A 24259-nucleotide genomic window follows, 5' to 3' on the forward strand; every position below is an offset into this window, starting at 1 on the left:
GCTGTCGGTATTGACCAGCTCGGCACTCGGTCCTGAAATTTGCTCCCACAGGTAACTCAGCGCCGCATTTTCCGGGTCAAGCGCATTCGCCGTAAGACTGATTGTGGTTAGCTCATCCATCGCCGCAATACCGTCAATGCTGACATTAGGGGCGTAGTTTGAATTGATAATCGCAGGGTCGGCAATTTGACCATTGGCCAAACCATCGTTGTCGTACGCACCACCGTCGACCAACGTCAGGGCTATACACGACGTACCTTCCAGTAAACCACTTTGATAGTCCATCGAACCAATGGCTGGACATTGTCCGTCATCGGTTAATGCCGCAGACGCGATGCTGTTACCACCCTCTTCGACAAACGCGCTCCAACCGTTGTTTATGTGGTACTTCATGTACTCGGCATTGGCCGGCAAACTCAAGCCCCTCGGCAATGGTATTATCACCGTTGCGGCATCGCCCGCTTGCGTTAAGCCACTGATGATGAAATCCATCACTGGCGTCATCGACGAACTGCCGATTGCGCTATTGTCTTTATTCATCAGCGCCGCAAAGTCGGTGGTACTCATGCTCGCCATGCTAGCATTTACGCCCAGGGCCTGACGCACGCTTTGTCCTATCGATAGCATCAATCCTGGTGAGGTTTGTAATCGCTCAAACTGCCCAATTGGCAATTGCGAAACGTCCTGGTTGTCGTCAAGGTAGTCGGCTATGCCGTCACCGTCACTGTCGCCAAAACCTTCAATGTCATCATTAATACCGTCATTGTCGCTATCTTGATTGCTTGAAAGCATCGGCGTTGACGCCGCCACGTTCAGGCTCAAAGTCACGGTAGTGCTGTATTGCTCGCTGGTATTGGTTTCCGTTACCGTTGCCGATACCAAATAACTGCCCTCGTCTACCACTGCCGGGTCAAAGCTAAACTGGCCCGCAACACCGCTGGTATTGGTTAAGCTGCTGTCCCAGCTAATGCTGTGCGTATCCATGGGGTTGTTATCTACAATCGCGGCCAGTACCATCACACTGCCCTGGTCTTTAAATACCGTGCTGCGTAAGTCGCTGCCTTGATAACCCAACAACTCAAGCCCTGGCGCTACGTTATGATCAATCAGTTTAATGCTTGCGCTGCCTGTGCCTAGGACTGAATTGGTAACAGAGCCGAGCGTTAACTCAACCGTATCGCCTACTTCAAGCCAAGTTAAGTCCACATCGACACTGCCCACTTGACCTTCGCTAATGCTCGCTTCTATCGATGGCAGGCTAAAGCTCACGCCCGCGGCATTGGTTGCCGAAACATCAACCGTTAAATTCACCGGATAATCAACCGCGTTGCCATTAAGCGATACAGGAATACTAAGTTGCGTGCCCACTTCGGCCAGATACTCACCACCCAAACGCGCAATTGGCAATATCACGACCGACTGAGTCACCTCACTGGCGTTACCGTGAGCATCACTCACCTGCCACTGCATTGCATGACGACCTGGAGTGCGATTAACCTCACCCACAAGCATTGCTTCAACCTCACCGTCGACCAAATCAAAACCGGTCAAACTCATCAGTTTGCTCACATCACTGTAATAGCCCAGCGCGTTCACCGTCACTTCCGCGACGTCACCTAAAGCCGGTGCCGTGGTATCGGTAACCGTAATTAGCTGCGTATCGGTTTGCGTATTGTCATCACTGTCGGTCACCGACCAAGTGATGGTATGTTCACCCACGGCATAAGGTCCGGCATTGTCCACACTGCCTTGCAGGTTCGTGTCTTTATCGTCTTCAATAATCGCCAGACCCAGCGCTACCTCAGTGGTCAACCCGGTAGCTTCAATAATAATATCCGCCGGTGCTTCAATGCTGAGTCCCTCAATACCATTATCAACAACCGTTACGGTGAAACTTTGACTGACACTGTCTTGGCCGTCGCTCACCGATACCGTGACCGCATGGCTGCCCACATCGCTGTCAATCGGCGTACCTGATAGCACATTGCCGTTGAGGTTTAACCACGAAGGTAGGCTTACCGCGCTGAACGTTAGCTCATCGTCATTCGCATCACTGGCCGTTAAGGCATACGTGTACAAGCTGCCTTCCACCGATGACGTAATTGCCGTACTGGTAAAGACTGGAGCACTGTTCACAATCGGCGCCGCTTCAACCACAATAGCAAAACTTTGATTGGCACTGTCTTGTCCATCGGTCACCGACAAGGTGACCGCATGGCTGCCCACATCATTTGCGCTCGGCGTACCCGATAGCACGTTGCCGTTGAGGCTTAACCAACCCGGCAGGCTTATCGCGCTGTAGGTCAAGTTATCGCCGTCCGCGTCACTGGCCGTAATCGTGTAACTGTAGAATTCGCTTTCCATAGAAGTCGTAATTGCCGTACTGGTAAAGACTGGTGCAGTGTTCACAACCGGCGCCGCTTCAACCACAATGGTGAAGCTTTGATTGGCACTGTCTTGTCCATCGGTCACTGACAAGGTGACCGCATGGCTGCCCACATCGCTGTCAATCGGCGTACCCGATAGCACATTGCCGTTTAGGTTTAACCAACCCGGCAGGTTTATCGCATTGTAGGTCAAGTTATCGCCGTCCGCGTCACTGGCCGTAATGGTGTAACTGTACAGCGCCCCTTGCAGAGAAGCCGTTACACCTATACTGGTAAAGACTGGCGCGTTATTCACACTTGCAACAGTCGCGACCATACTTGGGCTGACGATAATGTTTTGTAACTCTTTCACCGTGATGTCTTGAACATAATCATCATAGCCTTCGAGTGAAAAAGTGATCTGGGTATCACCATTGGGATGGCCAAAAAAGAACAAGCCATTTGGTAAGGTCAACGCACCACCACCGTCACTGGTCAAAATACGAACCCGTGACAGGGCACTGCCTGTCTCTGCATCCACAACTTTACCCTTCACAGTACCATTAAATCCTGCACCGGTTGACGCTAACACTATGTCGTAACTGCTGTTGCTATCATCAAATGCATTTTCGGCTAAGGGTGATACCCGCACTTTTGCGTAATAAATGCCTGGCGTGCTGACCGGCACCGACATCATTTCCCCTTCACCTTCCAGGCCATCATCGACAGTTTTCAACAGCGTGGAGCCATCTTCGGCGTAAAATTCAATTTGAGGGTCGATACCTAAGCCAACATTTTCAAGTCTAAGCTCATAGGCAAAATTACCCTGAGCATCGGTGCCAAGGTAAAACACATACCAATCTTCGTCGGATTCTTCATGTAAGGTATGTCGATTGATGGTTTGTGCGTCTATTTCTAACACACTGGCGGTGTCTGGACTGTTGTCTGTTTCAAAACCATCGCCTTCACCGGCGGCAATTTCACGCTCAACCAGTATGCTTACTGGTGTGGCAAAGTAACCATCGACGTTTTGCGCTTCAAAAGTGACTTGATATTGGCCGGCATAAATAAAATCGTCCACCAATGCGGCAAAATTATTGCCTTCTGTATGAGTGAGCGTTACCGTTGAAGTAAGATTATTTGGGCCAAGAATGTGCGCTGAAACGTTTGTCAGCTCAGACGTACTGACGATGTTATTCACATAGAGAGTGTGCGCTGCCGAGTCACTAACAGTTACCACATTATCCGTTGCTGAGCCGCTGTACTCTTTAATAACCGGTTCATCCCCAGCGGTCAATATCCCCATGCCGACCCAACGGGTGCGAGCATAACGACCATCACGTTTTTCATTGGCGACACCATTATGATTATCGTCGAGTTGTGGCGCTTGTTTAAATACCGGGAAATCCACCGCTTTTTTCGCATACACAAAGGCATCACGAATGCTTGAGCCGGAGGTTACCTGACTCCAAAAGTACTTGGAAAAGCTTGGCATATTGGAAGAAGACCATAACGCCGATTGATCTAATGAGGTACTACTCATGACAATTCGGTTAATCTCACTATCACTTTGTAAACTGCCGATCAATTGGCCGGCGTTAGACATATCGGCTAAAATCGATACGGTACCGGTAACGCTGCTTTGCAAGGTGTTCAACCAGGTGGTTAATTGCGTCTTGGTTAGCCAGTCATCATCGGTAACCGCAGAATCATCACCCGTTAATTGTAACGACCCTTCGCCATTACTCTCTCCCACCAAATAGACAAACACGTCAGAGCTTTGCTCACTCGCCCAATTCGTTAATGCATACTCGACATTCGATAAACTGTTTAAACCATCATTGCCAACACTTGCAGACGTTGGCGCGATAAAATAAATGCTATTATCGTCGTAGCCTTGACGAATAAGCGCTTCATACGCCTGCTTAGTAAGTCCTTCAACTTTTTCGGTACTACTTTCACCATCAATGCCACCGCCAATAATCACCACCTTGCGTGACAAGGCACTATCGACCGTCACTGAGGTCATTTTCGACGGGCTGGTATTACCCAAGGCATCCCTGGCAAAAATCGCAATTTTATACTCCCCCGCCTGGGTAAAATCTGTATAAGTCGCCGTATAGTTATCTGTACCAGAGGTTTTGGTAAAATTCACAGTAGGCAAATCGAGTACTGGCGCGACACCCGCTGGTGGCACGTAATTCGGCGGCCAGATCACTCCCCACACCCGAGCGACGCCGTCATCATCGGTGATACCCGTTGCAGTTAACGCGGCGCTGGTAACATCATTGATATTTTGCGGGGCTGAAACCGACGTGATCACCGGCACATTTTGCGCGTATTCGGTACCGTTACCAATATATTGCGATGCAACGCTGCTTAAATCATCGCTAAGCAACACGCCGTTAACACTAATTTGCGGGGTTTGCGGTACTGAGTCATTTGCCAATATCGTTGACCTTGCCTGAGAAAAACTGTCCCCTATTGACTGACCATTAAAAGCGTTTTGCCAGAAAAATGAACTAAACGACACCGCCCCTTGGGATAAGAAGTAGGCATTCTCTTCGGCTGTTGAACTGCTTACTATGGTACGTTTTTCCCCTTGCAACTCGTCAATGAAGCTGCCTGACTTACAGGCATCGTACACCAGCGTTAAACCACCTGACATATTGCCTTCTAAAGTCGAGAGCCAGGTATTCAATTCATTGACATCTAATGTTGATGTTTCACTCAAACGAAAATTATTCACGCCCCCATGGTCAACCAGGTAAATCACCACGTTATCTGCATCGGATGCCCAGGTTTCCAGTGCCGCTTGAATGTTCGCCTTGGTCGGGAAACCGGCAAAATCGTCTAAGGCACCATTGCCATCGAGATCAAAATTGTCTTCCGCAAAATATTTAATTCTGTCTTTGCTATAGCCCTGACCTTGTAAAGTGCGATAAGCAAAGTTGCCGTTCATCAAGGTCGCATTCCATAGTGAATTCCCGGTATATGGCCCACCTCCGGCGATAATGATCGCTTTCGCGTTGGAAAGCTCAGTTACTTTTTTGTAGGTTTGCAAGCGATTATGATAAAAGTCCATCAAGGTAAGATCGCCAGTATCCGTGATAGCAATAGGCAAACCGATGAAAGTACCAAGTCCAGATGCGCCCGGGCCATCGCCAAAACTTGCGATAATATTGGGGTTACTGCCTGTTTCATCAAACACTTGCACATTGGCGTACAAAGATAAATAAATGTTATTTAGTTGATCTGTATTTAACGTTGGTCTAATGAAATTATTTACATAAAGATCGGAACTTAACGGTTCGCCCAAACCTTCAAAAGGCAAGGTTATTTGTTTGTCAAAAACTAGCTCACCTTCGGGGGTATATTTTTCTAAATAAAATTTAAAATCTAAATTCTCTTCCACCCGGGTCACCAACAATAAATTATTACTGGCATCCAGCGCTGAAGTAAGTAACTTTCTGGTTCCTGCATAGCTATGGGTGACTAGTCCAGTATCATTGATATTACTGCCGTTAGCAGTATTAATAAAATCGTATATGTTATCTTTGTCAAAAAGGTAAACCTGACCTGCAGGTGTTTTGAGTAATTTTGGCTTGGTCATATCGGCGACAGTAACATTAGGGGTTACATACCAAAACTGTAAATAATTGCCACTTTTATCGTATACATCTACCCAATTATTTAACGTTAAAACAAATATATGCTCGTCTGTTACCTTGATGTCATAAAAAAACCGGCTATCATCACCAGCATCCAATTCAAAATAACTTAAAAATGCCCCATTTCTGTCAAAAATTTTAACAACTGAAAAAGCACTGTCGATAACATAAATCTTATCGCCATTGGTATCCATATATTGCAATTGTCCAACAAAACCATCGAAACCATTTCGAATACTACCGCGCTGGGCAAAGCGGCCTATATTGCCATAAGAAGAATTAAAAATATTAACAACGCCTTCCGTCTTAACCAGCAAATTCTTCTTACTATCAAGTACCGGAGATCTCAAGCCATCACTGGTAGTGATGGCGCGTTCAAGTGTTAGAATATCGCCAGTTATGCTATATGCGCTAAGCACACCGGTTAAGGACGTTACGTGCAACGTTGCATCTTCAATATTTTGCGCAACCGAAGGAAACTCGAAAGCAAAACCGGTAATGATATCGCCATCAGTCGCTGGCAAGCTATAAGTTTTTTCGGTAACTAAATGTAGATCTAATTGATAAAGCCTGGCATCGGCATTAACTAACAATTTATCTTGGGTGGTTACCTCCATTGAGCCATAATTGACTGGGTTACTGGTAGGCGAAACACCAACTAAAGTGACGTTCTTTGTCACACTACCTGTCATGTCTAACTTATTCACGATGACTTGGTGTATATCACCTTCATTATCATGAACGGTATAAAAAAACGCATCATCGCTGATATTGAATGCTTTAGTATTGCTAAAATCTTGGTCTGTTAGTGGGACTTTAAAATCAAACAATTTTTCAACCACACCCTTACTGACTGAATACAGGGAAGTTACTGAAAAATCGGCATTGGAGACAACAAAATATAATTTATCATTTTTACTTAAAATAAAATCTATCGCGGCAAACGTACCAGCAGCTTCAATATTCAACAACTGCTTTAAAGAAGATTGTTTAACCAAGTTACCATCTTGAGAAAAATACCTTATATTTTGAGCATCAAAGCTGCTAACTCGTAACTCGACAAAGTTATCGCTTTCCGGGTCTACCGCTAAAGACATAGTATTAAAATACCAGGGCTGTGGTAAATTAGGCCACATACGCTCAAATTGATAACTTGTTTCCGCGACCGCCACAAAGCTGTTCATAGTTATGATCAAACAAACCCATATTTTTATTATTTTTTTCAAAATATTACCTTAGTACTTACGATTTATTCTTTTAAAATTTTGTAACCATTAGGCTTACAGCGTAACCAAACGCTTCTTACCCTTGGCTTTACAGCGCTCATTTAGTTCTATTTTTGTTTTACTGTCTTGCTCTACCACTAAGCCTTGGGCACAGGCTTTTTCATCGCTAAACAGCTTCATTGGCATGTTTTTCCAGAGCTGAAATCCAGAGCCAAAATCGGCGGTAATTTCATCGTCATCGAGCAAAATATTTTCAGTACTTAACAAAGGAAAACGTTCATGCAATTTGACATAAAGTTGTTTATTTACAGTCTCTTGACTCTGGTTTTCGCGATAAGCATCAAAAGAAATTAAGACACTGCCGTTTACGGCGTCTATAATACGGGCATAGACTTCTTCACTGGCGTTGCCGGCTGATTTTCTGACAATCATTTCACCAACAAACATGCTTTGTGTTCTCACTAGCTGCGCCGTTTGCCAGGCGCATTTATCGGTGACCATAAGCTCACAAATTTTTAACGAGTCGAGTTGACTAGATAAAGTAGCCCGCTCTACTAACTGAAAGCGTTTTCTCGCTCGCACACTCTCATCCATTTGTTGATAACTAATCTGCGCGCTGTCACAGCTAACACCGGTGTTTTGATCGCAGGCAAAAGGAAATAACGCCATAACAAGGCGTTCATTGCTTGCAAGATGGTGTGGTACGGTGCGAGTGATTTGTATTATTTTGCTGGCACTTTGTCCGGATTCATCCTCTACACTTAATTCAAAGGTATTAACGCCTTCCGCTAAGTCGAGTTCGTGGCTGATGTGTAATCTGGCGCCACTAGATGTAAAGGATTTTCCATTGATGGTGTATGAACCAATATCATGTGAGCTTTCTAACCAGCTTGAGAGGATCCAGCTATTTTCTTGAGTGGATATAACATCCTCTGATTGCAGGTCGATGGTAATAGGTTGAGAAAATTTAACCGCTCTATTTAAGGATAATTGGTTACCAGCTATGTCTTGCGCCGAAATATCAAACACGTCGGTTTCGGCAACAAAAGAGAACTCATAAGTGTTTTGGCCAGAAACATTTATATTTTCGCCGCCAACATTCACCCAGGCTATGCCAGATTGACGATCGGAAATAATGCCTACAACTTCCACTTCACCAAATTCATTTTCTTCAATTCGTTGAATCGAGATTTCCGGCTGTATTACATCGACTTTATTTTCTATTGTTTTGGTCGATTTATTACCAAAGATATCCTCTGCTGCGATGATGATTTCGGTTTTACTACTGGTGATAACTTTATTCACTTGAATTAAAGCCTTAGCACGCTGAATACTTACCGGCGTTTTATCCACCTCGGTCACGTCTTGCCATACAAACAGTTCGCCATCAATCCACACTTTATCAATAAAAGTATCATCCGTTATGGTCAGTTCAAGTGATCTGCCTTTTTGGTTCGACCAATTGCTTCGAGATAGTAAAGCAAACTTTGGCGCCGATTTTTCTTTGTCGATCACACTTTCTAATTTAACCCGGGTTTTATTCAGGTACGTTTCTGCTTTTGTTGACGGAAACTGAACAATTGATGTTTCTAAATGCTGTTTGGCTTGTTGATATTTCCCTTGATTGTATAGCACAATGCCTATTTCTCGGTGTGGAAAATAGTTAGTGATAAAGTGCATGCCCAGGGTATATACCCTTCTCTTATCCTGACCGCGTTTACTGATAGCCGTTGACAAATCTTTATACGCTTCTTGCCACATTAAGCAGTCAGCATACGATAACCCTCGCTCATAATAGTCAAACCAATCGCCTAAGAAGGTACCACGAGTTTTGCCACAGCATTGAGCACTGCCTTTTGCACAAGTGACAGTGTTAGTTGTCGTGTTAGCAGAAGAGTTAGCATCACCATTTGACTGACAACTGATCAAAAAGATTGATGTTAAGATGGCAGTTAATAATTTAATAGTCATTCTCATATTACATAATTCCTTTGCCTAACCGGCAATCACAACCTTGGCGATAACCGCTACTTTATTGGCCAAGACTTCAATTAGTCGTTGTTTATTCTTATGACGAGCAAATACAGTCGTCACCGTGCGGGTTTCACTCATCATCGGGTTTACCCAGGCAATGAGTACTTCTGCTTGATAAAAACGTGTAACTTTAGATATTTCTTGTAATTGCACAACCAATTGATTTTCCATCACCTGCCACTCTACAGTATTGTTTTTATCGCGATTGGCGATGCCATTTTGACAATTATTTAATACTCCGGATTCGCAAAGGATTTGCTCGTTAAAAGTAAGTTGTTGATTCGACACATCGACAACTTTTATACTGAGTAATTCAGCCAAGGTACTCAAAGACTTACTATTTAACGCAGTACATGACGGTACGCACGGTAAACCATAAAAACCGACAGCCTGTATTGTTGGCGGTGTTTTCGTGGTGTTTGGGGTGTATATATGTGAGTGTTTCTTACCGGTAATATCGGTGACGGCTACATGACAACTCTTATCATTGAGACAAACACTAGAGAGCACATTTTCTGGAATAGTATATTTAAATATTTGCTCGTCGCTGGTTGAAGTTTCCAGTAAAACAAAGTGATGCAATGGTAATGTTTGTTGGGCAATCGTTAACGAGCGAATTGGTGCCAAAGAATTAATATGAAGCTGTTGCTTTAAGGTTGTAACATTTAACGACTCGACAAAGCTTCTGCCGTAATTTTTGATATAACCATAAGTTAAATCAAAATAGGATTTTGCTGTTGCTAACGCCTTTAAATTGTGGCTTAAAGCCGCAATGTCATGTACAAGTTTTTCGTTATTTTTTATTAATGGTACTGGTGCACTGGCAACATATTGGAAACTATAAATGGCAGGGTTAAATGCCAGTTTCACATCTGGGGCTTGGTCAGCAAACACATTAAAATTTGCACACAGTAAAAGCAAAGCAGGCGCAACGGCCAGCTTTGCTTTTAATTTAGCTGTGACAATCATATTCAAGGGCATTTTTTAGAAGCGGTAAAACACCGAACCCATTAACTGATGCTCTTCGAGATCTTGAGAATAGCCTAATTCAGGCAATGCCGATTCACCGATATCGTCACCAAAGCGGTATTGGTAGGCAATATCAAACACAAAGTGTTCATAAGCGATACCGGTTCCCATTGAAAAACCATAAGTATCATCAGGGCTACCTTCTGCGGCAGCGGGATCAGAAAACACACCAACGCGAATTGGGATAATGTAGTTGTCACCAAATTCCTGACTTATAATCCGGTATTCAGCCCCTGCTCTTATTTGCGTAGTGTCATCAATTTCATGATCTTCAATAGGAAGATTACTCAATGGCGAACGTTTCGTACCATCAGCATCGGTTAATACAAAGTCACTCCAGCTGGTTTGATAAACATCGACAGACATAGTGAAGTTATCTGACATTTGATAGGCCAAACCTAAACCAAAAGATTGTGGCATTTCTAATTCTTGCTCATTGCTTTCAGTAAACGGGCCAAAAGACTCATTCCAATCGGGCAACGTTGGGAAAGTATTACTATATTCAAATTCTCGTGTTTGACTAATGTCAGCAGTAAAACCTGACTTGTAAACGACACCTATGGTTAACTTGGTTTCATTGTCTTGAAAAACCTGCCAAAGCAGTCCTAAATTATAATTAAATCCCTCAAATTCATTGGAGTAACTTGTTTCCTCTTCATTAGCAAATGGGAGTGTATCTAGATTTCCAGATTCTTGATAACTACTGTCTATAGACCAGTCATCCCCCAACATCCCATCTTGCCAAAAATTCAAGGTGGCACCAACGGATAACGTATCCGTCAATTGCACTGCATAGGCTAAACCGAGTGCAGATAATGAGCCTTGTTGTTTGTACTGAAGAGTTTCACTCACATCGTTAGAAATATCATCATCTTCTGGATTTCTTGCCATATTCCACTGACGAGACAAATCATATAAGCGTTGATAGTTCACCGAAAACACCATATTTTTACCACAAGTGTCGGCACCACAAGGCACACTAAACGCTAAATAGTTAATGTCAGAACTATCGACCGTTTGCTCACCATTTAACTGTGGCTCGGCACTAAAGCTATTATCTTCGGTTAAATCGGTATACGAATAAGCGATTGCCAATTCAGTGGTTCTTAATTGCGTTAACGCGCCTGGATTCCAGGAAGCCGCAGTGGCGTCATCGGCAACCGCGATAAAGCTTCCGCCTTGCCCCAAAGCCCTTGCGCCAGAGCCTACCGGGTTGAAGCTGGATGGGACTTCTATTCGTTCTGCGGCAAATGCACCGGCAGAGGCCATTGAGCAACATAGCGCCAACAGTTTGATCGATGTGTTCATTTTTTTTCCTTCTTATTCTTAATTTTTTAATTCTTTTTAAACAATATTCAACAGGTAAAACTCAGCTCAACGAACGGTAAGTACAGCCTCTTAGCAAGATATACACTTAGATTTTGTCGAGTTCTAAATACAATGCTCTGCGTTTTGTGACTTTCTTCAAATAATTTCGAGTTTCTTCATAGGGAAGACTACCGACTAAAGTGTCATAAACTTGTTGTGGTGACAGTTTGTTGATGACCTTCGCTGCTTTTCTTACATTTCTCGATTTATCGGCATTGAAGGTTTTAGCAACATTACCGCTGCCGGTGTTATAAGCCGCAATAACGCAGTAGGTTCGGCTTTCATCATTTGTTATATTTTTCAGGTACTTACTATTTAAAATATGGATGTAAGCACCGCCAGTTTCGATATTAGATCCCGGTTGAAATAACGTTTTTTGAGTCATCGCCTCATCTTTTTTGTATAAAAATCGGTTTACGTCAATGCTTGCCGTTCTTGGCACGATTTGCATCAGGCCATATGCGGGGATATGAGATTGAGCTTTGGGGTTAAAGTAACTTTCGGTATGCATAATTGCCAACATCAAACTTGGTGACAATTCCCAGCGTTGACTTTCTTGTTTGACATTAACGATGAATGGTTGGGCTCGTTTAAACTCTGTTTTACTCCTTAAAGGGATAGTATAAGTAGTGATCTTCTTAGTTTTTAAATCGTCTCTTAAGTGAGTTTTTTCACTCTTTTGTTTGGTTTTCGCTAATTCAATCAGGCGCTGTTGCTTTTCTTTTAATATTTTTTGCTTCTGCGCAGCAATCGCTTTTTCAGCTTCAATATATTTAGCCTCAGCCGCTTTTGCTATTGCATTTTGGGCTGCGGCTTCTTTGGCTGCAGTTTCTTTCGCTATTGCTTCTTTCGCTGCAGCTTCTCTTACGGCCGATTCTTTGGCGATTGCTTCTCTTGCTGCGTCCTCTTTCGCTTTCGCTTCTTTGGCTATCGCTTCTTTTGCTGCTGCTTCCTTAGCTATCGCTTCTTTTGCGGCAGTTTCTTTCGCTATTTCTGCTTTCACTGCGGCCTCTTTCGCTGCGGCTTCTTTCGCTATTTCTGCTTTCGCTGCGGCTTCTTTCGTTGCTGCCTCTTTCGCTATGGCTGCTTTCGCTGCTGCTTGTTTAATGACTTCATCTTCAACGACACTATCTGTCGATGATTGGTTTTTACTTACATGCATTAAATCATATAATTTTTCTATTTGTTGTTCTTGAGCAATGGACTGCTCTTCAATTAAGATGCGTTCGTGGTCGAATGTTTTTTCAATATCAATGTGTGTCGGTGTATATTGAGCGACTTCCGCTTTGCCGGAGATTAACTTTCCTGGATCTTTGCTGAGTTCAGCTTGCAAATGTTCACTTTCGGTTTCGTTGTCAATTTTCTTGGCCGTGCTAGTTAAAGATTCAACCAATTTCTGCTCGGATACACTTTCATCAGCATCGTGGATCACACTGATTCGTATTTCATTCTTAGAATAATCGATAACCGTTTTAACGTCTTGCTGATCACTGTAATTTACAAATTTGCTTACGGTAGAAACCTCTGCACTACCCCAGGTGTTAATTAACTTATCTCGAATATCATCCAACTTTTTAAAATGCACTTTTCGAAACTGCTGATATTCAGCTAAATAATCATCTTTCCATTGATTGAATTCTTTTTGCTCGTCAATGCTTCCTTCATTTTCGAGTTGTTCAATTTCTTGATCTAATTCAGCAAATGGATCATTAGCAAAATCATTGGCATTTACCATTGTCGATAGACTAATAGTTACGGCAATTGAAATTATTGTTAGTTTTCTCATCGTGCTGCGTTCCTTATTATTAGCTTTCAGTAAACATTAGATATTCGTATCGTGTTAATAGCGATTCGGCAACAATGTCTGTTTTCAACTCGGTGATGGCATAAAAGTTTGGAATAACTTTCTTTCGAAGCTCATCCAGTATCGGCAAGACCTCTTCGTCATTTGTCGCAAACATTTCCTGTTTGTTCAGTGCTTCAAATGAGGAAAGTAGTGAAGTTTTATAATTAACCGCTATTTTTGAAGGTTGTGGTTGAGCTGCATATTCAAGATAGCCACGGATAACCGTTAAAAACATTTGCTGTTTGCCCAATTCTTGAGATTCGAGATAATAAAATAAATTATTGATATCGTAGTGGTAATTTCCCGGTTGATCGCTCATCTTTCTTAGCGAGCTATCACCTAATTTTTCCAAAAAAGGAATATTCGGTGCGAAACCATCAACTTTAGGGTAAATGCTATAGCCAACGATGCGAGAATCTGAGGTGATCAAGGTTAAGTCATATTTGTCTTTGGTATAATATTGAAAAAGAATGGACTGATTTAATTTTGAACGTTTAATGATTTGTGGCTCACCATAAAACGACTGAACATATTGAACTGAGTTGCCAACATTGATTCGGTTAATGACTTCGTATTCTAATTGATCGGTAAAAATGGCTACCCCATCTTCATATAAATCGATCGCTAACTCACGAGTGTCTGCCCATTGCCCGGCCGAAATCATAATGGCAGCAAACATCATAATTGACGTTTGTACCCTTTTAACATAACTTGGTTTCGCGACTTCCGTTTGATGCTCTATTACTTCTTCAATAATGTGAGTAATGGTTTCATCCGTTGGAGTGTTTTCAGTTGTATTCATAACTACTTAGTGATCTATTGCTGTTATGACAAAGATGCAAGCCAGCCTGCACCTTTGTCTGTTTAGATTATTCAAGCTATTTCTTTAATCTTTTTAATTCATTTTCTAGGCTTTGTTCTGCCCGTTGCGCTTTAAACTCTTGATATAAGAACTTTTCATCGGTAGGGTTTACGCTACGTTTGCTAGTTTCCAAAATTGCTGCAAACAACTCTTTTGTTGCATTAGGCGTAAGGGTTATTAAAGAACAAAAATGTTCAACACCTGAAATTTTTACGATGTCTGACTTAACCACTCTTGAGCCATTCAGTTTTTGTTTCGTTAGCTGCTTAGATACTGAGCTAAAGTTACTGCCGGTAGTTGTCTCTTCATTTGAGTCAATACGGTTTAAATAGGTTTTATCGAGTCCTGAAATACGAGTTTCAATTTGTTGTGATAAGGCCAGACGAGCGTTTGCGGCAACCAGTTTGCTATCTACCGACATATTACCTGAAGATCTAACACACTCTGAGGCAGCTAAGCCATTGTCGATAGTTGGGTTTAAAACCCATTCTGGTAAATTTGATGTGAGTTCATTGGCCTTAACTTTTTCCGTTGAACTACAAGCAGACAAAAGGGAAGCTGCGACGGTTGCGAATAACATTGTTTTAATTTTCATGTAATGTCCTTTTTATTATTAACTTCAATTATGACGTAAGAGTCATGGTTAAGTGATATTGAAACTTGGGGTTAACCGTTCCCGTTGCTGCAAATTATTAAATAAAAATCGTTGTTCGATTGTAGTTAATAAAGCATAAAATTGGTTGCTAACGGTTTGTATTTTAACGGACTGATTGTTGGATTTGAGTATGCTATTTTGAGTAATATAAGTTAAGTTATCTAACGTAACTTGAGCAGTATTTTTATGCCATTTAGATGGTTTTATTTTGTTGCGCAGAGAAATAGTTTGGTAAGTAGGCAATATGAATAAAGTTAATACATTCGTAGGCCTGAATTGATACGGTTTCACTTAATTTAATCCCTTAATTAACATTTCCATCTAAATCAATCCTTTGTTTTACACTCCTTTAGTGAATATTTAACACTCTTTTGTTGAAAAGGTCAATTTATATTCAAAAACACTCTTAATATTATTTACCAGGGCTTACAATAAGGCGTTAACTTAGGCGTTACTTTTTTGTAACGTTGCATTAACAGGCGCAACCTGCCGGCTTCATGTACATCCTTACACACCCCCTCTCAACCCAGAGAGTTAAGAGGTTATGGTGTTGTTCGCCCTACCTCTTAGAAAAATCCAAGCGGATTAATATCGTAACTTACCAGCAAGTTTTTCGTTTGTTGATAATGCTCCAACGCCATTTTATGGGTTTCTCTGCCGACGCCTGACTTTTTGTAGCCGCCAAAGGCCGCATGCGCCGGGTACATGTGATAGCAATTGGTCCAGACCCGCCCGGCTTCTATTTTCCGGCCCATTCGATAGGCTAAATTCATGTCTCGCGTCCAAATGCCGGCCCCCAGACCAAACTCCGAGCTGTTGGCTAACCTTAGCGCTTCGGCTTCATCTTTAAAGGTTGACACCGAAATCACCGGGCCAAATATTTCTTCCTGAAATACGCGCATGTCATTACTGCCTTTGAGCAAGGTGGGTTGAATGTAAAACCCATCTTTATAGTCATTGTCTAACGATTCAACATCACCACCAAGAAGAAGCTCGGCGCCTTCCTGTTGACCGATAGCAATGTAACTCATGATTTTATCAAACTGCTCTTTCGACGCCTGCGCGCCGACCATAGTGTCGGTATCTAAAGGATTGCCACGTTTAATCGCTTTTGAGCGCTCGATCACTTTTTCCATAAATTGTGGATATATGTCTTCGTGAACAAATAACCGAGACGGACAAGTACACACTTCCCCCTGGTTAAAGAAGGCCAGCACTGTGCCTTCCACACATTTACTGAAATATTCATCCTCTTGCTCGATAACGTCTTTAAAATAGATATTCGGCGATTTACCGCCAAGCTCGACCGTGGAAGGGATAATGTTTTCCGCGGCGCATTTCAGAATATGCGAGCCTACCGGAGTAGAGCCAGTGAAAGCAATTTTGGCAATGCGCTTACTGGTCGCTAATGCTTGCCCGGCTTCACCGCCATAACCATTGACCACATTCAATACGCCTGCCGGCAATAAATCGCCAATAAGTTCCAGTAACACTAAAATCGATACCGGGGTTTGTTCTGCCGGTTTTAAAATTACGCAATTGCCGGCCGCCAGTGCCGGCGCCAACTTCCAGGCGGCCATTAAAATCGGAAAATTCCACGGGATAATTTGGCCAACAACGCCTAATGGTTCATGAAAATGATAGGAAACGGTATTTTCATCAATTTCCCCTACCGAGCCCTCTTGAGCACGCAAACAGCCGGCAAAATAACGAAAATGATCGACCGCCAGCGGAATATCTGCCGCAAGAGTTTCGCGTACGGCCTTGCCATTATCCCAGGTTTCCGCCACCGCTAAATATTCAAGATGCTGTTCAATTTTATCGGCAATCTTCAGTAATAAATTAGAACGTGCGGTAACCGATGTGGTTCCCCATGCTGCTTTGGCTTTATGCGCAGCATCAAGCGCTAACTCGATATCTTGATCATCAGAACGCGGGATCTGACAAAATGGCTTACCATTAACCGGGCTGATATTCTCAAAATACTGGCCATTTACTGGTGCAAGCCATTGACCACCAATAAAGTTTTGGTATTGCTCTTTAAAGGTTATTACCGAGCCATCTTGGCCGGGAGTTGCATAAATCATAAGACTTTCCTCTAATTGTATTTTTTGTCTAAAACATTAACCTTAGTAATACATTGGCAAATTTTCTATTCTGTGAGTCCATAAAAGTTGACTCTGAGTACAAAAACTTGATAAAAAATCTTATCCAACTTTTTAACTTAGTAAAAAACGGTCATTGATAATTAACAATTGAATATAAAGGCGTGCGTATGATTCATGGAAGCATTGATAAAAACAGGAAAAAACCTAAGGTTCTGGTAGAGAATAAAATAACGTTTTCAGGTCCCGACACCGAGCTGAGTATTTTTGACACGTTCGAGCAAGCCAACCGGGTTGCGCTAAAATCGGATCAACTGTTATTTTGTGGCATGGTCTCGGGTAAAAAAGTGATGCATTCGCCTAACGACAAGTTTGAAACCGCTTTTTATCCGCACGAATCCTTCGTGATGGCACCAGACAACATGGTAGAGATAGATTTCCCCGAGGCGAAACTCAATCAACCCACCACTTGTTTGGCCATTGAAATATCCACCGATCGTATCAGTCAAGTTGCCCAACGCTTAAACGCACAATCGCCAATTGAGCAAGTCTATGGTGAGTGGCAATATAAACCTCATTTAGTACACACGCACCATAACGGCCAAACTCAAGCACTACTGCACCGAATAGTGCAAATATATAGCGAAAATCATCAAGACAGAAACTGCATGATCGACTTAGCCATTTCAGAGCTTACTATTCGACTATTGCGTCATCAAACTCGAGATTTTCTCTTACATCACAGTGCGCAGGAACCCGACAACAATGGCTTAAATACAGCGCTGCATTACATCAATCATCATCTGCCGGAAACCTTAGATATTGACCATTTATGCCGTATTGCCTGTATGAGCAGAAGCAAATTTTTTCAACAGTTTAAAGCTCATTTAGGTTGCACGCCCATTGCCTATCAGCAACAAATTCGATTAAAGCATGCCGCAACACTGATTGAACATGGAAAGCAAATTACTCATGTTTGTTTTGCTTTAGGTTATAGCAATAGCAGTCATTTTAGCCGCAGTTTCAAACAGTTTTATGGCATGAGCCCAAGTGCTTTTAAAAATAGGCATTTAGACGGTTAAAGCGTTAGTTTTTTTACTCTTAGCGAATTCGGTTAACGCGGCATAATAAAAAATCAAGTTCGCCAAATACCAAAGATCTTTGATAAGAAAGTGCCCTGTGGTTGACAGCACTGTGTCTGTCGATAACGCGCCAGTAAAACTGATTAAGAAGCTTTGGGTAACCACAAACACCATGCCTGACATTAAAATAGCGGGCTTAATAAGCTTCGGATAAATTATTGCCAACATTAATAACACCACGGCGATCAAATCATAAACACCAATGATATTTGACGTGGTTTGAATGCTGAAAAAATTGTACAACCAACTCATCAATGGTGAGCTTTTCACCAAACCTTCTATCCCTTGCGCCTCTAGTAAGGTGAACTTCATGCCGCCTATCCACACCAACACCAAGAGCACAGGAATGATGCTAACCCAAGTGGCCCGCAATGGAGATAATTTGCGCTTGATCAGCAGTATTCCAACTGACAATAACGCGAAATACTTAATTACCCCTTGGCCCGATCCGATCACAGGAAAGCCGCCCATTGACGCTATCCACATCGAGTCAGCCCCCAGAGAACCAATAGGCACTAGACTTATAGCAATCAATGAGTAGCCCAAGATTGGAATTAATTCACTTTTCTTAAGAGAAATAAAAGACAAGCCAGCAGTGATGATAAACGAAAGTGCTGCTAACAAATTAAACACATTTGCCGGAAATAATGCGCTGATTTGATAAAAGTCGGTGGTTAAGGTGATGTGTTTATGCGGGCCTAAAAGCAATATGCTTATCCCCAACAGCGCGGTAGATAAGCCGGTTAATATTAGCACGAATTTAATTTGTAGTGACTTCATCGAGATCCTGTTTTCATAATTAAGATGAGCCAATAGGACCTGAGATACTGAATTAACTTTCATTATCTCTAATAATTACTATAAAAGTTTGGAAATGGCTTTTACCAACTCTTCGGCGTTCGTCGCTTTTTTATGAAAATGACTAATGCCAAATTCTTTAATATTATGCTCGCCCACGTCTTCACTGTAGCCAGAATTCATAATAATCGGGATGTTCGGGAATGACTGTTTAACTGCCTGGCTCAGTTCTATGCCCGTCATCTCCGGCATACTTTGGTCGGTTATGATCAAATCAATAGCTTGCTGATTAAGGATTTCCAGTGCCAACAACCCATTACTGGCGCTAAGCACATGATAATCATGGAAATTTAGATAAGATTCTAAAAACTTAATGATGATAGGTTCATCGTCAACAACCAGAATTTTTTTATCATTTGGGTGACTAGGTTTTAGCTCTTTAATATCAGTATCAGTTTGCAGCAAGGCCAATGAATTTGAGTTGTTTGGTCGTTCGGCTTTACCTTCATAATGAATAAACCTATTGGTTATTTGACTGATTTTTGCCAAACCGATGGGTTTTTGGGCAATATAAGAAAACTGCGGCTGCGTTTCTTCTCGTTGCTCTATATGCTCAAAGTAGCCGGTGATCAACACTACCGGACAATCGGCTCGTAACTGTCGAACCTGATCGAGAATTGTTATCCCACCTTGTGAAAAATCGCCAATAATAAAATCGGTAATGACAATATCAAAACTTTCCGGGTGTTTTTTTATGTAATTAACTGCCGCTTGAACATCATAATAACATTGCACTTCATAACCTAGCTCTTGCAGCATTTCTAACGTAGCGGCTTGCGTGTTTAAATCGTCTTCAATGTACAGGATGCGGCCAGAGCCGCGGATGATATCATTTGAAAATGGTCGGTATTTAAGTTTAATATCTTGATTTTGTTCAAATATTGGCAAATAAACGGTAAAAGTAGAGCCTACCCCCAGTTTTGATTCAACTTCAATAGCACCGTTATGATTTTTCACTATTGTCTCACAAGAGCTCAGGCCTAGCCCATGGCCATATTCCTTGGTGGTAAAATAGGGTTTGAATATATCCCCTTTTTGTTCTTCAGAAATGCCCACGCCATGGTCTTTAATGGCAATGGCAAAGTAGCTTCCGGCTCTAAGTTCAGCATGGTTTGAGTGCTGAATTTCACATTTGCTGATCGAGACAATAATTTCTTCATTATTGGCTGATGCCTGCGCCGCATTGAGTAGCAGGTTGTTCATTACCTGATGAATTTGGTTAATGTCGGCATACAGAGCCGCGCTCTTATCATCAACCTTAAATTTGATTGCCGACTTTATCGTAGACCGGACAAAAGACATCGACTCGTTGATCATTTCAGCGAGGTTACAAACCGATTTGGTCACCTCTCCTCGCTGCGAATAGTTCATAAATTTTTCAGTGAGAACGGAGGCGCGGGAAGTCGCATCTTCAATGCTATCTAAATATTTTACAATTTCGGTGTCTTCGGCGCCGTTGCCAATTTTCATTTTTGCCAGCTGAGAAGAGCCAAGGATCATCATCAAAATGTTATTAAAGTCATGTGCGAGCCCGGCGGCAAGAGTGCCAAGAGAGTCCAGTTTTTGATTGGCTATATTCTCATCTTCGAGTCGTTTGCGTTCGGTAATGTCGTGAAATGCCCCTAATATACCGATGATGTCACCATTGCTATCGGTTAGCGGGATCTTGCTGGTTTCAAGCCAGGCGAGCCGGCCGTTGGCCTGTCTTTGACTTTCGATAATGTTTAATTCCGCTTCACCCGATTCCATCACTCGGCGATCACACTCACGAAAAAAGTCGGCTTCTTCGGTGGTCCAGGGCAAATCATAATCCGTTTTGCCTAAATAATCTTTGGGCGAATCAAGTCCTGCAACATCGGCCAGGGCTTGATTACAGCCAAGGCCAACACTGTTTCTATCTTTCCAAAACACACAAAAAGGCAGCGCATCAAGAACAACTTGAAACAATTCGATAGCTGGTTGAGCAGTGCAATTACTTGATTTCATGAAAAAACACCCTTATTTAATACTCAGAGAATAAACGGCTTATGAAATAAAGTCCATTTTTACGGGCAAGAATGCGCCACTCAAGCAATACCCTGATTATTTTTGGGTTTAGTGAACTTCAATCAATACACGCTTCCAGTGTTGTTAACAGTCATTCCGTTATCGCCAGTTTATCACCGGCTAGCGTTCCTCTTAGCATATTAGCATTGCTATCAATTAACAGGATTTCTCCATATGCGCCATGTTTAATGCTGCTGTCAATGGCGATCACTTTGCCCTTGTATCGGCTTTGTATGTTTGGCTGTGAAGTTTGGCCGACGACAATGTGTTTGATTTGATAAAAATCCAACAAACTGTCGATGTCTTCATTACTGGCTCTAGGTTCCTTAAAATAACCTCGATACCAAATGACCCCGCCAAATTAATCAGTCACAGAAGCAGACCAATAACACCGTGTTCCAGCTGCAATCAGGAAGACGGTGATATAGACTAAAATAACTTTATTTCGGCTTGATATAAGGCGAACTTTCCATCTTCATCATCAAAAAATAATGATAATGAGTAATTTTCAGTTTCTATTCCTACTTCCCCATCGGTAATAAAAGCATTTTCAGGAAAGTATGAACTAAGCTCAGCTAATGATGAGCCAGACTTGAAACGGCCTAACTTCCAAACAAAAGACTCATCAGAAAAAACAACAGCTTCTGAAAATACCTGTTCGTTTAAATAAATAGTTTTCAGTTCTGAGTTTTTTAAATATACGATTAAATGCGCGTTATAAATATTTAACTGCGAATCTGCGGTTAAAGTAATATGCCCGAGAGGTTCACCTAATTGTCTACTGAGCTCTTGCCAAAGAATTTCATTAGTATGGTCAAGCTTTAAGATTTGTTGCTCAATTTCGTGGTACTGCTCTGAGTTTACCGAGATTTGATGACTGGCAGCCGCTCTATAATCCTTAGCTTGCATCGAGAAGCCTTGCAAAAAAGTGGTGACGTTGTTGGTATGATGATTTTTGCTAAAAGCGAAATTTAAAGCCAGTAAATTATTGCTATCCTCGATAATCAACTGATTTTTATCATTCAAAGCGGTATTAATTTTTAATGCCGTTCTAACGTCATCTAAATTGGCTTTGCGCTTTACTAAATTGTTTATATGCCAATTATTATCAAAGAAGTCTAATAACGGAACCATATTAAGCGTGTCTTGAGATAAAAATGGCGGCTCACTTTGTATTTTGACTAACCTGTCATATTGAAAATATAACCAATGACTGCGGCCGTAACTTATAATGAATTCTTCTTGCTGTAATTTTAGCGTGACACTTGGCGCTCCAAATGTGTCGATAACATTTTGAAAATCGGTTCCTATTTGAACCCCATAGAGTCCATTAGCTAGCGAAATCTCAGAATCACTTATGCTTGGTCGCGTTAATTTTGCTTTGCTTGGAAAGCGAATATTTATTGTTCGAGTAATCTGACTTATCGTATTTGTCGCTAGTGTCTTTTCACCATGACGATTTAATGGAGTGAGCTTACGGTTTTCACTAGTCGTTGCTTCGCATTGCTTTATAAACTCAGCCGTGTATTCAACTTTATAACCCTTATATACCCTTCCTGAAGTAAATTGTCTTTGTCGAGTTGTTTGCTTTACTGTTTTATCCAGCAAAATTAGCGCGTCTGCGCCAAGGTTCCTGGCCTTTTTACCTAATTTTTTTAGAAGCTTTGCTTTGAAGGTTTTAGAGTCAGGGTTCTCCGATTCATCGGACACACTATGCTGCTTTAATATTTGATAATCACAGTTAGGATAATAATCTAGGATCGGCGGCAACACTTTATCTGGTTGCGCGTAAGCGCCGTTAACAGAAAGCAAAATTAAAGATAAAATTACCGCGATTATTGCAAGGAATTTATTCATCTATGTACCTTTAGCTTATCAATAAGGTTAACAATTGAACCGTAATGCGAGCTAAAACCATTTACATCATGAATATTTTCTAATGCTGTTGGTTTGCTAATTTCAGGTTCGATTAAGTATGATTGAAGTTGTTGGCCTCTTTGCTTTACTTGCAAGGGGTAGGCTGAAATTGGCTCAACGGGCTCTAAAATACTGCTTTCTACCTTTCTCCAATTTGGAAACCAGCTAGAGTGAATTTTGTAGCCACTGAAAGTAGACACTAAAGATATATTTTCAATCAATTGTTTACATGCTGCGTATTCTATTTTGGCCTGATTAAAAAAGGGCTTGATTGCTTTTTTTATCTTTTTGGAACGAAAAACTAACAATATAGAACTTGTTTGTTCAGCTAGTTTAAGATTTGAAACGTTTAGGGCACTGGCACATTTAAAACGCGCAAGCTCACTCAAATACTCTTGTGCCTGCTGATAATATTGAACTTGGTTTGATATATCACTTTTCCAACTTACCACTTGCTCTGACAATGAACCTAGCGAGCTCATGTCTATTGAATTTATTTCATTTATCGAAATAATTAAAATGTTTCTGCTTTCATTAAGCTGTGCAAAAAGGTGGTTTAACTCGATTAAGTTCCATTTATCGGCGGGTATGGATTGATGATCTATTAATAAGTTGAATAATGATGAAGGAAGCAACTTAGACGATTTTTTAATGTTAGCGTACGCTTTTGCAAAAGGTAACAGTACTCTACCCGCTTCTTTCAATATGTGTTTACTTTCCACACTATCTATCATTAGATTAGAATCATGGCTTGACATGAAAGCCTGATAATAATTTTTTTGTTCGAGATATTTCTTTGCTAGCTGAAATTTTATGTTGGCACTATTAGCAGTAGTTAGCTCGGCAAGGTACAGTTCGGGTTTAAAATGGGCAAGCTGTTTAAGCGACACCGTTAAAGGTATTAATTGCTGAGTAGACTTTGCCTGTTCATAAGAGCGTTTAGCCGCGGTAAATTCATTAGGCGTACACCCTATAAGAAGCAACAAACTTAGCAATAATAACTTATTTGCATATTCCGGCGAACGTGAACACCGATTCCGGTTTATCGTGAACACCTGAATTTTTAACGCGTAACCTTCTTTAATTTTTAGCGCAAGTGTTCACGATGCGTCAACTTTTAATTGTTTTTCTCAT

The 24259-nt window shown here is 41.7% G+C and carries 14 protein-coding genes; 1 reads left to right on the forward strand and 13 read right to left on the reverse strand.

Annotated elements, in window-relative coordinates; translation table 11 throughout:
- The 8 genes from ND16A_RS12890 to exaC all read right to left on the reverse strand — a co-directional run.
- A partial coding sequence (locus ND16A_RS12890; protein WP_033076877.1) for a putative Ig domain-containing protein occupies window positions 1-7263 on the reverse strand: 7263 nt, incomplete at its 3' end.
- A 54-nt stretch (window positions 7264-7317) separates the two neighbouring features.
- The gene (locus ND16A_RS12885) at window positions 7318-9234 is read right to left on the reverse strand and encodes a hypothetical protein (protein ID WP_033076878.1); all 1917 of its coding nucleotides are present in this window, start codon (window positions 9232-9234) and stop codon (window positions 7318-7320) included.
- Between the two features lie 24 nt (window positions 9235-9258).
- Window positions 9259-10272, reverse strand: coding sequence for a hypothetical protein (locus ND16A_RS12880; RefSeq protein ID WP_152593830.1), 1014 nt, complete (start codon window positions 10270-10272; stop codon window positions 9259-9261).
- 9 nt (window positions 10273-10281) lie between these two features.
- The gene (locus tag ND16A_RS12875; RefSeq protein WP_033076880.1) at window positions 10282-11634 is read right to left on the reverse strand and encodes an OmpP1/FadL family transporter; all 1353 of its coding nucleotides are present in this window, start codon (window positions 11632-11634) and stop codon (window positions 10282-10284) included.
- A gap of 106 nt (window positions 11635-11740) precedes the next feature.
- Complete coding sequence (locus tag ND16A_RS21475) at window positions 11741-13480, reverse strand: transglycosylase SLT domain-containing protein (protein ID WP_052072949.1); 1740 nt, start codon at window positions 13478-13480, stop codon at window positions 11741-11743.
- 19 nt (window positions 13481-13499) lie between these two features.
- Window positions 13500-14342, reverse strand: coding sequence for an ETEC_3214 domain-containing protein (locus tag ND16A_RS12870; protein WP_052072950.1), 843 nt, complete (start codon window positions 14340-14342; stop codon window positions 13500-13502).
- A 76-nt stretch (window positions 14343-14418) separates the two neighbouring features.
- Window positions 14419-14997, reverse strand: a complete 579-nt coding sequence (locus ND16A_RS12865; protein WP_033076881.1) for an LPP20 family lipoprotein — start codon at window positions 14995-14997, stop codon at window positions 14419-14421.
- Between the two features lie 626 nt (window positions 14998-15623).
- Window positions 15624-17144, reverse strand: coding sequence for an acetaldehyde dehydrogenase ExaC (exaC, locus tag ND16A_RS12855; RefSeq protein ID WP_033076883.1), 1521 nt, complete (start codon window positions 17142-17144; stop codon window positions 15624-15626).
- Between the two features lie 188 nt (window positions 17145-17332).
- On the opposite strand from exaC, the gene ND16A_RS12850 reads away from it, so the two are divergent.
- Complete coding sequence (locus tag ND16A_RS12850) at window positions 17333-18244, forward strand: helix-turn-helix domain-containing protein (protein WP_033076884.1); 912 nt, start codon at window positions 17333-17335, stop codon at window positions 18242-18244.
- Here ND16A_RS12850 and ND16A_RS12845 read toward each other — a convergent pair.
- From ND16A_RS12845 to ND16A_RS12830, 5 genes are all read right to left on the reverse strand, one after another.
- Window positions 18233-19084 carry a DUF417 family protein gene (locus tag ND16A_RS12845; RefSeq protein WP_052072951.1) on the reverse strand — a complete coding sequence of 284 codons (852 nt, stop codon included), beginning with the start codon at window positions 19082-19084 and terminating at the stop codon, window positions 18233-18235. The two genes, ND16A_RS12850 and ND16A_RS12845, sit on opposite strands and share 12 nt — an antisense overlap.
- 78 nt (window positions 19085-19162) lie before the next feature.
- A complete protein-coding gene (locus ND16A_RS12840) occupies window positions 19163-21148 on the reverse strand; it encodes a response regulator (RefSeq protein WP_033076885.1) in 1986 nt (661 codons plus the stop codon).
- Between the two features lie 151 nt (window positions 21149-21299).
- A complete protein-coding gene (locus tag ND16A_RS0118960; RefSeq protein WP_152593831.1) occupies window positions 21300-21500 on the reverse strand; it encodes a hypothetical protein in 201 nt (66 codons plus the stop codon).
- Window positions 21501-21637: 137 nt separating this feature from the next.
- On the reverse strand, window positions 21638-23065 hold the full coding sequence (locus ND16A_RS12835; protein WP_033076887.1) for a hypothetical protein: 1428 nt from the start codon (window positions 23063-23065) through the stop codon (window positions 21638-21640).
- Complete coding sequence (locus ND16A_RS12830) at window positions 23062-24120, reverse strand: hypothetical protein (RefSeq protein ID WP_152593832.1); 1059 nt, start codon at window positions 24118-24120, stop codon at window positions 23062-23064. Before ND16A_RS12830 ends, ND16A_RS12835 begins: the two co-directional genes overlap by 4 nt.
- Window positions 24121-24259 lie beyond the last annotated feature (139 nt).

This window comes from Thalassotalea sp. ND16A, from assembly GCF_000764205.1.
Classification (GTDB): domain Bacteria; phylum Pseudomonadota; class Gammaproteobacteria; order Enterobacterales; family Alteromonadaceae; genus Thalassotalea_A.

Bases quoted from the DNA above. Each gene is read 5' to 3' on its own strand.
- ND16A_RS12885 (WP_033076878.1), bottom strand. From the start codon at position 9,234: ATGACTATTAAATTATTAACTGCCATCTTAACATCAATCTTTTTGATC.
- ND16A_RS12875 (WP_033076880.1), bottom strand. From the start codon at position 11,634: ATGAACACATCGATCAAACTGTTGGCGCTATGTTGCTCAATGGCCTCT.
- ND16A_RS21475 (WP_052072949.1), bottom strand. From the start codon at position 13,480: ATGAGAAAACTAACAATAATTTCAATTGCCGTAACTATTAGTCTATCG.
- ND16A_RS12870 (WP_052072950.1), bottom strand. From the start codon at position 14,342: ATGAATACAACTGAAAACACTCCAACGGATGAAACCATTACTCACATT.
- ND16A_RS12865 (WP_033076881.1), bottom strand. From the start codon at position 14,997: ATGAAAATTAAAACAATGTTATTCGCAACCGTCGCAGCTTCCCTTTTG.
- exaC (WP_033076883.1), bottom strand. From the start codon at position 17,144: ATGATTTATGCAACTCCCGGCCAAGATGGCTCGGTAATAACCTTTAAA.
- ND16A_RS12850 (WP_033076884.1), top strand. From the start codon at position 17,333: ATGATTCATGGAAGCATTGATAAAAACAGGAAAAAACCTAAGGTTCTG.
- ND16A_RS12845 (WP_052072951.1), bottom strand. From the start codon at position 19,084: ATGAAGTCACTACAAATTAAATTCGTGCTAATATTAACCGGCTTATCT.
- ND16A_RS12840 (WP_033076885.1), bottom strand. From the start codon at position 21,148: ATGAAATCAAGTAATTGCACTGCTCAACCAGCTATCGAATTGTTTCAA.
- ND16A_RS12835 (WP_033076887.1), bottom strand. From the start codon at position 23,065: ATGAATAAATTCCTTGCAATAATCGCGGTAATTTTATCTTTAATTTTG.